The organism is Terrabacter aerolatus, assembly GCF_007991735.1.
GTDB lineage: Bacteria > Actinomycetota > Actinomycetes > Actinomycetales > Dermatophilaceae > Terrabacter > Terrabacter aerolatus.
Genome location: NZ_BJYX01000029.1, coordinates 32,779 through 43,854, shown reverse-complemented (window position 1 = coordinate 43,854; position 11,076 = coordinate 32,779). Strand labels below are relative to the sequence as shown.

Sequence of the window (11,076 nt, the reverse complement as noted above, 5' to 3'; positions counted from 1 at the left end):
GGGTGTGTCGAACTGCCCACTCGACGTGGGGGGCGTATGCCGGGTGGGTCAGTCGGCCTTGACGGCGAGCACCGGGCAGGCGGCGTCGAGCAGCAGGCGCTGCGCCGTCGAGCCGAGGAGGAGCTTGCCGACGGCGCTGCGGTGCCGGATCCCGATGACGAGCATGCGCGGGTGCTCCCGGTCGATGACCTCGAGGATCTGGTCGGCCGGGTCGGTGCCGTGCTCGATGCGGCGCACCTCGTGCGCCACCCCGGACTCGGCGAGGTCGGCATCGAGCCGGTCGAGGTCGGAGCTCTCGGCGCGGTGCGCGTCGACGAGCTTGTCGTCGCGCGACATGTTGATGACGAGCACCGAGTCGTCGTGCGCCCCGGCCTCGGCGATCGCCGCGGCCAGCGCGGCCTCGCCCTGCGGGGTGGGGATGTAGCCGACGAGGATCGTCACGCCGTCACCTCCGCCGCGGTCGGGGAGGCCGCCGGGGTGCCCGAACCGGGACCGCCGGCGTCGTCGCCGCCACGCCCGCGCAGCCTCGCGACGAGCGGCCACAGGAGCACGGCCGCGATGATCGCGAAGCAGACCCACGCGACCGGACCGCCGACGAGACCGCTCAGCTCGCCGCCCGAGAGCTGGAGCGACCGGCGGCCCTGCAGCTCGGCCAGCGGCCCGAGGATGACGCCGATGATGAGGGGCAGCACGGGCAGCCCGAACCGGCGCAGCGCAAAGCCGATGAGACCCAGCCCGAGCAGCAGGAAGAGGTCGAACGGCTGGGCGTTGACGGCATACGCCCCCATGGAGGCGAAGAAGAGGATGCCGGCGTAGAGGTAGGGCCGCGGGATCTGGAGCAGCTTGGCCCACGCGGGCGCGAGCGGCAGGTTGAGCAGCAGCAGCATCGTGTTGCCGATGAAGAGGCTCGCGATGAGGGTCCAGACGAGGAGGGGCTGCTTCTCCATGAGGAGCGGTCCCGGCTCGAGGCCCCAGCCCTGCAGGGCGGCAAGCATGATCGCCGCGGTGGCGTTGGTCGGCAGGCCCAGGGCGAGCATCGGCACGAGAGTGCCCGCGGCCGAGGCGTTGTTGGCGGCCTCGGGGCCCGCGACGCCCTCGATGGCGCCCTTGCCGAACTCCTCGGGACGCTTCGAGAGCCGGCGCTCGGTCATGTACGACAGGAAGGTCGGGATCTCGGCGCCACCGGCCGGCAGGGCGCCGAACGGGAAGCCGAAGGCGGTGCCGCGCAGCCACGGCTTCCACGACCGGCCCCAGTCGTCGCGCCCCATCCACGGGCGACCGACGGGGATGACCCCGGCAGCCTTGCGCCGCAGGTGCGCCGCGACCCAGAGCGCCTCGCCGACGGCGAAGATGCCGACCGCGACGACGACGACGTCGATGCCGTCGGCGAGCTGGGCGACGCCGAACGTCATGCGCTGCTGCCCGGTCACCTTGTCGATGCCGATGACGCCGATCGCGAGTCCGATGAGCAGCGCCGCGAAGCCGCGGATGCGGGAGCTGCCGAGCACGGCGCTGGCGCCGACGAAGGCGAGCAGCATGATCGCGAAGTACTCCGGCGCCCCGAGGCTGACCGCGAACTTCACGACCTGAGGCATGAGCAGGGCGAGCAGCAGCGTGCCGATGGTTCCGGCGATGAAGGAGCCGATGGCGGCGGTGGCGAGGGCCTGCGCGGCACGGCCGGCCTTGGCCATCTTGTTGCCCTCGATGGCCGTGACCACCGAGGAGGACTCGCCGGGGGTGTTGAGCAGGATCGAGGTGGTCGACCCGCCGTACATGCCGCCGTAGAAGATCCCGGCGAACATGATGAGTGCCTGGGTCGGCTCGAGGCCGTACGTGACGGGGAGCAGCAGCGCGACCGTCATGGCCGGGCCGATGCCCGGCAGCACGCCGACGGCGGTGCCGATCGTGACGCCGATGAGGGCGAAGAGCAGGTTCATCGGGGTCAGGACGTGGCCGAACCCGTCGATGAGGTTGGCGAAGTTGTCCATCAGAGGATCCCTTGCAGCACGCCGGCGGGCAGGTTGACGTCGAGCCCGATGGCGAAGGCGTAGAAGGTGGAGAGCGCGAGCGCGAGGCCGAAGAGCAGGCCGCGCACGTGGTGGCGGTTGCCGAGGGCGAAGGCCGAGCCGGCGAAGAGGATGGTGCCGCTGATGACCCAGCCGAGCGGCTCGATGAGCACGGCGTTGAGCACGAAGAAGCCGGCGAGCAGGCCGAGCGTCTTCCAGTCGGCGCCGGTCGAGAGGTCGACGTCCTCACCCTCCTCGGCACTGCCGACGCCGCCGCGGAAGACGTCGACGGCATACAGCGCGGCGGTGACGAGCAGGAGGATGCCGAGGATGACCGGCACGGGACGGGGGCCGACGGGGTCGTTGCTGCTCGTCGCGTGCCCGATGCGGGCGGCGTCGGCGAGCAGGAGGGCGCCGAGGACGGCGAGGCCCGCGCACAGGCCGTACTGTGCGCGGTCCCCACCGGTCGTCGACGTGACTCCGTCGCGGGTGGCGTCGGGGGGTGAGTCGGACGTCGTCTGGGACATCGTCAGCTCGCGAGCCCGAGGGTGGTGAGGATCTCGGCGACCGAGGCGTCCTGCGCCTTGAGGAAGGTGCCGAACTCGGCGCCGGTGACGAAGGCGTCGGTCCAGCCGCGCTTCTTCATCTCGTCCTGCCAGCCCTGCGAGGCGTGCATCTTCGTCAGCGCGTCGATCCACGTGGCCTTGTCGGCGTCGGAGATGCCGGGAGGGGCCACGATGCCGCGCCAGTTGGTGAAGACGAGGTCGATGCCGGACTCCTTGAGGGTCGGCACGTCGGGCAGGGCGTCGATGCGCTTGTCGCTCGTCACGGCGAGGACCTTGACCTGGCCGGCCTTGACCTGGTCGAGGAACTCACCGAAACCGCTGGCACCGAAGGAGATCTTGTCGCCGATGAGGGCGGGGAGCAGCTCGCCGCCGCCGTCGAAGCCGATGTAGCTGACGGTCTTGGGGTCGATGCCGACGGCCTTGGCCAGCTGCATGGGCAGGAGGTGGTCGGGGCCGCCGGGGGACGAGCCGCCGCCGACGTTGACCTTCTTGGGGTCGGCCTTCCACGCCGCGACGAGGGCGTTGACGTCCTGGTAGGGCGAGTCCTTCGGCACGACGATCGCGCCGGCCTCCTCGATGAGCTTGGCGATCGGGGTGGTGTCGTTGAGGGTCGCCTTGCTCTTCTGCGTGTAGGCGGCTCCGACGACGCCGAGCCCCATCTGCATGGCGAGCTTGCCGTTGCCCTTCTCGTTGACCGTGCGCTGCAGGCCGACGGTGCCGCCGGCGCCCGGCAGGTTGAAGACCTGGATCGAGCTCGTGATCTTGGCGGTCTCCATCATCTTCGCCGCGGTGCGGGCGGTCGTGTCGTAGCCACCGCCCGGGGCGTTGGGGACCATGATCTGCAGGTTGCTGGCGGGGGAGCCGCCGGCGGCTCCGGTCCCTCCGGCGGCCGAGTCGCCCTTCTTCGCGGTCGCGCCGCAGGCCGAGAGGGCGAGGGCGGCGACGCCGACGGTGACGCCGAGCAGGACGGACCTGCGGGCGGGGGTGCGAGTGCTCATCGTTGAGGTCTCTTTCGCGTTCTGTGGCTGGAACGGCATGATCGTGGCCTGCGTCACGACGCCGTGTCGCCCTTGTGTCAGCAATGAAGGTTGAGTTCGTTTTGGTCACGCAGAGACCGGGCCGCTTCGGTCGCCTCTCCCTCGCCGGGCAGCTGCTCGTCGTGCAGATGGTCATCCTCCTCGGTGTCCTCGTGACGGTCGCGCTCGTCTCGCTGGCGCAGTCGGACGCCACCTTCACGCGCACCGAGGGGCGCCGCGTGTCGGCGATCGCCGAGCAGCTCGCCAGCACCCCGATCGTGCGCTCGGAGATGAGCCCGGGTGGCGTCGTCAACGTGCTCCCGGCCGTCGTCCAGTCGGTCGTGACGCAGTACGGCGTGACCTCCGTGACGATCGCCGACGCGGACGAGGTCGCGCGGGTCTCGTCGGACCCGACGATCGACCGGACCCGCATCCCGCTCGGTGCCCCCGCCGTCGGCGAGGGCGCGAGCTGGACGGGGGTCATGGACGTGCGGGGAGAGCGCATGCTCGTCGCGCAGAGCCCGCTGCTCTACACGCCGACGAGCTCGTCGGAGTCGGCGCCGCTGCCCGTAGGCGCCCAGCTCGGCACCGTCATGGTCGCCGTGCGTATGCCGTCTGCCTGGGACCGCCTGCAGGGCAACAGCTCGTACCTCCCGACCTATCTCGGCATCGCCCTGGTGCTCGGCGGCGTCGGCTCCTGGCTGCTCGCGCGCCGGATCAAGCGGCAGACGCTCGGGCTCGAGCCGGCGGAGATCACCGGGCTCGCCGAGAGCCGCGAGGCGATGCTCTTCGGGCTGGCCGAGGGCGTCGTGGCGCTCGACACGAATGAGCGGATCACGTTGGTCAACAACGTCGCCCAGCGTCTGCTCGACCTCCCCGAGCACGTCGTGGGGATGCGTCTGGACGACCTGCCCATCGGTCCGCGGCTGCGCGACGTGCTGCGCGGCGTCACCGACGACGTCACCGACGAGGGGAGCGGCGATGGGAGCGACGAGGGGACCAGCGAGCGGATCGACGGGGTCCAGCGCGACCAGGTGGTGCTGCGACGCGGGAAGGTGCTCGTCATGAACCGTATGGAGGTCAGCAAGGACGGGCGCCCGCTCGGCTCGGTGACGACCCTGCGCGACCGGACCGAGCTCGCCGACCTCGAGCGGGAGATCGGCTCGTTCCGCAGCACGACCGAGCTGCTGCGGGCCCAGGCGCACGAGTTCGCCAACCAGCTGCACACGATCTCGGGCCTCATCCAGCTCGGGGAGTACGACGAGGTCGTGGGCTATGTCGACTCGGTGAGCGAGCACCGCGCACAGCTCGACCTCACGGTGTCCCGGCGCATCCGCGACACCGCCGTGACGGCGCTCGTCATGGCCAAGGCGGCGCAGGCGACCGAGCGCCGCGTCGAGCTGCGGGTCTCGGACGACACGTCGCTGGGGCGCATCGGACCGCGCGACTCCGCCGACGTGGCAGCGGTCGTCGGCAACCTCGTCGACAACGCCATCGACGCGGCGGCCTCGTCCGACGGGGACGACACGTGGGTGGAGCTGACGATCCGGCAGGACGCGAGCTCGCTCGAGGTGAGCGTCGCCGACTCGGGGCCCGGCATCGCGCCCGAGGTCGTCACCGAGGTCTTCACCCACGGCTACACCACCAAGGCGGCCCGGGCGGGGGAGCGCGGCATCGGGCTGGCGCTGACGCGGCTCATCTGCCAGCGTCGGGGCGGCGAGGTCGAGGTGGAGAGCACCCCGACGGGTGCGAAGTTCGTGGCCCGCCTCACCGTCGAGGCCGCCGAACCCGTTGCGGCAGTGGAGGAGGAGCGATGACCACGGTCCTCGTCGTCGACGACGACTTCATGGTGGCCCGCATCCACCGCGGCTTCGTCGAGCGGGTCGACGGCTTCGAGGTGGTCGGGACCGCCCGCACTGGCGCCGAGGCGCTCGCACTCGTCGGTTCGCTGCGGCCCGACCTCGTGCTGCTCGACCTCTACCTGCCCGACGCGTTCGGGCTCGACGTGGTGACACGGCTGCGAGCCGCCGGCGAGACGTGCGACGTGCTCGTCATCACCGCCGCCAAGGAGGCCGACGCCGTGCGCGGGGCGGTGCGCCAGGGCGTCGTCGGCTACCTCCTCAAGCCGTTCTCCTTCGCCGATCTCGAGCAGCGCCTGCTGACGTATGCCGCCGAGCGGGCGCGCGACCTCGGCGACGACCTGACGCAGGCCGAGATCGACGCCGCCTTCACGTCGGCGCAGCCCGTCGGGCGGGCGCCCGTCGTGGTGCTGCCGAAGGGCCTGAGCGCCGAGACGGCCGAGTCCGTGGAGGGCGCGCTGCGCGACAGCCACGAGACGCTCTCGGCCACGGAATGCGCTGAGGTCGTGGGGATCTCGCGCGTCAGCGCTCGGCGTTACCTCGAGCACTTCGTGTCGGTCGGTCAGGCCGAGGTGACGCTCCGCTACGGCTCCACCGGGCGACCCGAGCGCCGCTACCGCCGCGTCTGAGACCCGGCCACGCGGGACCCGCCCGGCCGGCGTCGGGAGGGGGACACGGCATACGGCAGAGGGTGTGTGGGCAAAGGTGCGGCCCGCCGACCACAGGGGAGGATCGGCGGGCCGCGGCGGTCTGCCGACCCAGGGGAAAGTCGACGAACCGCGTTCGGGGAGGGCTGGTTCAGCCCAGGTGGGCGGCGTCGAGCGCCGACTGGAGGCTCTGCTGGTAGGCGTCGCTCGTGTAGGTGGCACCGCTGACGGTGTCGATCTTGGCCGACTGCGCGGCCAGCGCCTCCTGACGGAGGATCGGCGCGGCGCCGGCGCTGATCGAGACCGACGTGCCGGAGCTGTCGGTCAGCTTGAGGGCGTGGACGTTGGTGATCTTCTTGCCCGTGAAGCTGACCCGCACCTGGACCGACCCGTACTGCGTGCCGACGACGGCGCCGTCGACGGTGCCCGACTGGGGCGCTGCGGGAGCCTTGGACGCCGAGGACGCCGAGCTGGACTTCGAACCGGACGACTTCGAGCTGCTGGAGCTGCCCGAGGGCTTCGGCGGCGCGGCCACGACGGGGGTGCCGGCCTTCGCGCCGGCCAGGACGTGGACGCCGCTGACGGCAGCGTGCTTCGGGGACAGCCCGGTGGCCCAGGACGCGCTGATCGTGACGATGCCGGCCAGGCCGACGAGAACGGTCGTTGCCTTCCTCACCAGGAGAACCTTTCGTCGTGGATGTGGGACTTGGGGATGCCGCCCTCGAGGAGGCTGCGGTGGACGAGGCTCATCCAGCCGCCGGGGCCACAGAGGTAGGCCTCGTGGCGGCGCAGCTCGGGGACGAGCTCGGCGAGCCGCTCGGCGTCGGGGGCGGGCGTGCCACCGGAGTCGTCCGGCGGCAACCACGATCCGTCGACCGGGGGACCGACGAGCAGGAGCAGCTGGTGGCCACCGACGGCGGTCAGGTGCTCTAGCTCGTCGCGGAGCGCGAGCTGCGAGGCGTCGTTGGCGCGGTAGACGACCGTGACGTCGCCGGGCCCGGCGTGGCCGTGGCGCACGAGCTCCTCGAGGATCGAGCGGACCGGCGTGACGCCGATGCCGGCGGCGAGGAGCAGGACGCGGCGGCGGACGCGCTGACGCGAGGTGAAGGCGCCGTAGGGGCCTTCGAAGAGGACCCGGGTGCCGGGACGCAGGTGGGCCAGGCGGCTGGAGTGGTCGCCGAGCTCGCGCACCGTGATGCGCAGGTGGCGGCCGTCCGGGGCGCTGGAGATCGACCACGGGTGGGCCGTCGCGAGCAGGCGCGGGCTCATGAAGCGCCAGTTGAGGTACTGGCCGGCGCGGACCGGGAGACGGTCGAGGTCACGACCCTTCATCCAGACCGACCACACACCGGGGGCCTCCTCGACGACGTCGGTGACGCGCAGCTGGTGACGCAGGCTGCGGGCGACGGGGACGAGCACGCGCCACCACACGACGCTGGCCGCGACGATGACGAAGAGGGTCCACCAGTAGGTCGAGACCCACTGCGAGGCGGTGAAGTCCGAGCCCATCGAGAGCTCGTGGGGCACGGCGAGGACGACGGCGGCATACGCGGTCAGGTGCACGAGGTGCCACCACTCGTAGGAGAGGCGCCGGCGGGCGATGCTGACCGACGTCACGGCGATGACGACGAGCAGGGCCGTCGCGACGAACGCGAAGAGCAGGTCGCTGCCGCCGGTCAGGAGACGGAAGCTCTCGACGACCGGGCCGAACGGGCCGTGCAGGGCGTCGCGGCCGGCGTAGCCGAAGACGATGGCGCCGACGTGCACGAGCACGAGCGGCACGGTGATGCGTCCGAGGATGCGGTGCGCCTTGAGGGCGCGGTCCATGCCGTAGACGCGGTCGATCCACGGCACGCGGGCCGCGAGGAGCAGCTGGATGAGCAGCAGGTCCATGGCGACGAGGCCGGTGAGGCGCCCGACGGCGATGAGCATCGTGCTGCCGGTGCCCGCGACGAGGTCGTGGCTGCCACCGCCGAGGAGGAACTGCGCCACGACGGCGAGCAGGCTCGCGATGGCGAGGGTCTCGAGAAGGTCGCCGGTGCGTGCCTGCCAGCGGCGGAAGTCGCGGCCGGCACGCAGGGCTCGACGGACCCGGTTCGGGGTCCCGCGGTGTGGTGCGATGGTGGTGCTCACATAGACGATGGTGGGCAGCCGATCTCAGAAAGTTATGAGACGCCGCAGAAAGGGTGAAAATTCATGACCGTGCCGGCGCTGCGCCCGCGGCTGCTGCTCGTCGAGGACGATCCGGACCTCTCCCAGATGCTCGCCGAGCTGCTCGACGAGGAGGGGTATGCCGTGACGGCCGTTCGTGACGGGCAGGCCGGGTTGCACCGTGGTCTCGTCGACGACTGGGACGTGCTCGTCGTCGACCGGGGGCTGCCGGGCATCGAGGGCGTCGACCTCGTGACGCGGCTGCGCTCGCGCGGGCTGACGGCACCGGTGCTCTTCCTCACCGCACGAGGGACCGTGGCCGACCGGGTCGAGGGCCTCGACGCCGGGGCGCAGGACTACGTCGTCAAGCCGTTCGACGTCGAGGAGGTGCTGGCGCGCCTGCGAGCCCTGCTGCGGCCGATGGGTGGGGCTGCCGGGGAGCTCACGGTCGGGTCGCGGCGGCTCGTCGTCGGCGAGCAGCGCCTCGTCGGCGGCGACGGGGAGGTCATGCTGTCGGGTCGCGAGGCGCGGCTGCTCGAGACGCTGGCGCGCCGGCCCACGCGGGTCTTCACCCGTGACGAGCTGCTCAGCGCGGCGTTCGACAACGCCGACACGCTCGGGGCCGTCGACACCTACGTCTACTACCTGCGGCGCAAGCTCGGGAAATCGGTCATCGACACGGTGCACGGTGTCGGCTACCGCCTGGGCGCCTCGTGAGGTGGCGACGACGGCGGCGGTCCCCGGCGGGTGACGACCCGCTGCGCAAGGCGTCGCTCTCCGTGGCGCTGCGCGTCGGGGCGACGACGGCGCTCGTCGTGCTGCTCGCCATCATCAGCACCGCGGTGATCTTCGACCGTCAGCAGGTCGCCGAGATCCGCTCGCGCACCGAGACCGCGGCGCGCACGGCTGACGACGTCGTCGACGCCCCGCCCGGCATGTGGCTCGTCAAGCTGACCGACTCGGGCCACGAGGCGACACGCACCATGCCGTCGGACCTCGTCGAGCAGGTCGTCGCCTACGGCCAGGACATGTCGGGCCAGACGAGCTTCATGGCCGACGGACACCCCTGGCCGGCGTGGGTCGACCAGCGCGAGGGTGCCAGCTACGTCGCCGTCTACGACATGCGGCTGCACACCGGCGAGGAGCAGCGGCTGCTCATGTCGACGATCGCCGCCGGCATCGTCGGGGTGCTGCTCGCGGCGCTGACCGGGCTGCTCGCCGGGCGCCGGGCCGTGCGGCCCCTGGGTGAGGCCATGGAGCTGCAGCGCCAGTTCGTCGCCGACGCCTCGCACGAGCTGCGCACCCCGCTCGCTGTCATCAGCACGCGGGCCCAGATGTTGCGCCGCCACGTCGCGGGCGACGCCGCCGGTGGCGGGGACGAGGCGGCGGCGCGCCGCCTCGCCGAGGTGGACCAGCTCGTCCACGACACCCAGGCGATGGCCGACGTCGTCTCGGACCTGCTGCTCTCGGCCCAGCTCGAGCACGTCGACGAGGTCGCCGACCGGGTCGACCTCGCGGCGCTCGCCTCCGAGGTGGTGACCTCGCTGATGCCGTATGCCGCCGAACGCGGGGTCACGCTCGTCGACGAGGGTGCGGCGGGTGCGGCGGGTGCGGTGGGCGCGGTGGGTGGTGGGACCTGCGTCGTGGAGGGGGTGGGCCCCAGCCTCAGACGCTCGGTGCTGGCCCTCGTCGACAACGCGACCGCCCACTCCGACAAGGGTTCTCGGATCGAGGTGCGCTCGTCGGCCTTCGGCGGTCAGGTGCGGGTCGACGTCGTCGACCACGGCGACGGCGTCGAGGTGGCTGACATCCAACGGCTGACCCGGCGCTTCTCCCGAGGCGACGGCGCGTCCGGTGGGCGGCGGGTCGGCCTGGGGCTCGCGCTCGTCACCCAGATCGTCCGGTCGCACGGCGGCCGGCTCGACGTCTCCGAAACCCCCGGCGGGGGAGCGACGTTCACGATCCTGATCCCGGCCGCCGCCGACGACTGAGCCCACACCCTCCTAGAGCTGGGCAAGGACCTGCTCGCCGAGGTGGTGCATGCCACGCAGGACGGCCCAGACCGTGAGGTGGTCGAGGGTGGTTCCGGGGGAGGGCTCCCAGTTGGCGATGGCGGCCCATGTCACCGTCCGACCTTCGCGCGTCACTGCGCCGACGTCGGCCCGGACTCCCGCATCGGTCCCGGTCTTGTTCCAGAAGGTCGTCGGCAGGTCGAGCGACGAGTGGTGGGCGATCGGGTCCAGGCCCCCTTGCTCGACGAGGGCCGAGCCGACCATCGACTGGTCGACGTTCGCCGAGAGCCATTGGCGCACCAGCCGATCCGCATCCGGCCCGGCGGCGGTGTCATCGGCCAACCGGCTCATGAGCTGGCTCAGCTCGGCGGCCGTTCCGGTCGAGAGGGTCGGAGGGTGCTCGACGCCGCGGACGTCGCGCACCCGGTCGTGCAGGGCGGTGGCACGCAGCCCGAGCGCCGTGGCCCGTGCGGCAACCTCGGCGAGTCCCACCCGCTGGAGCAGGACGTTGGTGGCGAGGTTGTCGGAGACCGCGCCCACGAGAGCGGCCACGTCGATGAGCGGGAGCGTCTCGACGGAGAGCGTGTGCCACAGTCCGGAGTCACCGACCCACAGGTCGACGGACCGCGTCAGCGGCTCGTCGGGGGAGAGCTCACCGGCGGCGATGAGCCGGGCCGTCTCGACGAGGAGCAGCACCTTGCCGACCGATGCCGTGCGCAAGGGAACGTCTGCACCCGCCGCGGCGAGCGGCATACCTGATCCGTCCCGGACGCAGACCGACCACGTGACCCCGCCCGCGTCCGGGAGGTCGAGCTCCAT

At 72.0% G+C, this 11,076-nt stretch carries 11 protein-coding genes; 4 read left to right on the top strand and 7 right to left on the bottom strand.

Annotated features, from left to right (window positions below; genetic code table 11):
- Positions 1 to 48 precede the first annotated feature (48 nt).
- Genes TAE01_RS18390 through TAE01_RS18375 form a run of 4 tightly spaced genes read right to left on the bottom strand, consistent with a single transcriptional unit; the run spans position 49 to position 3,570 of the window.
- Entirely contained in the window at positions 49 to 441 is a 393-nt protein-coding gene (locus TAE01_RS18390) for a universal stress protein (protein ID WP_147068267.1), read from the bottom strand.
- Entirely contained in the window at positions 438 to 1,988 is a 1,551-nt protein-coding gene (locus tag TAE01_RS18385; RefSeq protein ID WP_147068266.1) for a tripartite tricarboxylate transporter permease, read from the bottom strand. Before TAE01_RS18385 ends, TAE01_RS18390 begins: the two co-directional genes overlap by 4 nt.
- On the bottom strand, positions 1,988 to 2,533 hold the full coding sequence (locus tag TAE01_RS18380) for a tripartite tricarboxylate transporter TctB family protein (RefSeq protein ID WP_222594180.1): 546 nt from the start codon (positions 2,531 to 2,533) through the stop codon (positions 1,988 to 1,990). The genes TAE01_RS18385 and TAE01_RS18380 overlap by 1 nt, the downstream gene beginning before the upstream one ends.
- Positions 2,534 to 2,535: 2 nt before the next feature.
- Complete coding sequence (locus tag TAE01_RS18375; RefSeq protein ID WP_147068265.1) at positions 2,536 to 3,570, bottom strand: Bug family tripartite tricarboxylate transporter substrate binding protein; 1,035 nt, start codon at positions 3,568 to 3,570, stop codon at positions 2,536 to 2,538.
- A gap of 101 nt (positions 3,571 to 3,671) precedes the next feature.
- On the opposite strand from TAE01_RS18375, the gene TAE01_RS18370 reads away from it, so the two are divergent.
- Both TAE01_RS18370 and TAE01_RS18365 read left to right on the top strand, forming a co-directional pair.
- Positions 3,672 to 5,405 (top strand): sensor histidine kinase, encoded by a 1,734-nt coding sequence (locus TAE01_RS18370; protein WP_246111450.1) that lies wholly within the window; start codon positions 3,672 to 3,674, stop codon positions 5,403 to 5,405.
- Positions 5,402 to 6,076, top strand: a complete 675-nt coding sequence (locus TAE01_RS18365; protein WP_147068263.1) for a response regulator — start codon at positions 5,402 to 5,404, stop codon at positions 6,074 to 6,076. Before TAE01_RS18370 ends, TAE01_RS18365 begins: the two co-directional genes overlap by 4 nt.
- A 169-nt stretch (positions 6,077 to 6,245) precedes the next feature.
- On the opposite strand, the gene TAE01_RS18360 is transcribed toward TAE01_RS18365, so the two are convergent.
- Together TAE01_RS18360 and TAE01_RS18355 are read right to left on the bottom strand one after the other, a co-directional pair.
- On the bottom strand, positions 6,246 to 6,770 hold the full coding sequence (locus TAE01_RS18360) for an FMN-binding protein (protein WP_147068262.1): 525 nt from the start codon (positions 6,768 to 6,770) through the stop codon (positions 6,246 to 6,248).
- Positions 6,767 to 8,227, bottom strand: coding sequence for a ferredoxin reductase family protein (locus TAE01_RS18355; protein ID WP_147068261.1), 1,461 nt, complete (start codon positions 8,225 to 8,227; stop codon positions 6,767 to 6,769). Before TAE01_RS18355 ends, TAE01_RS18360 begins: the two co-directional genes overlap by 4 nt.
- A 63-nt stretch (positions 8,228 to 8,290) precedes the next feature.
- On the opposite strand from TAE01_RS18355, the gene TAE01_RS18350 reads away from it, so the two are divergent.
- Positions 8,291 to 8,962, top strand: coding sequence for a response regulator transcription factor (locus tag TAE01_RS18350; RefSeq protein ID WP_147068260.1), 672 nt, complete (start codon positions 8,291 to 8,293; stop codon positions 8,960 to 8,962).
- Positions 8,959 to 10,236, top strand: a complete 1,278-nt coding sequence (locus TAE01_RS18345) for a sensor histidine kinase (protein WP_147068259.1) — start codon at positions 8,959 to 8,961, stop codon at positions 10,234 to 10,236. The genes TAE01_RS18350 and TAE01_RS18345 overlap by 4 nt, the downstream gene beginning before the upstream one ends.
- A 12-nt stretch (positions 10,237 to 10,248) precedes the next feature.
- Here TAE01_RS18345 and TAE01_RS18340 read toward each other — a convergent pair whose 3' ends face one another.
- Complete coding sequence (locus tag TAE01_RS18340) at positions 10,249 to 11,076, bottom strand: serine hydrolase (protein WP_147068258.1); 828 nt, start codon at positions 11,074 to 11,076, stop codon at positions 10,249 to 10,251.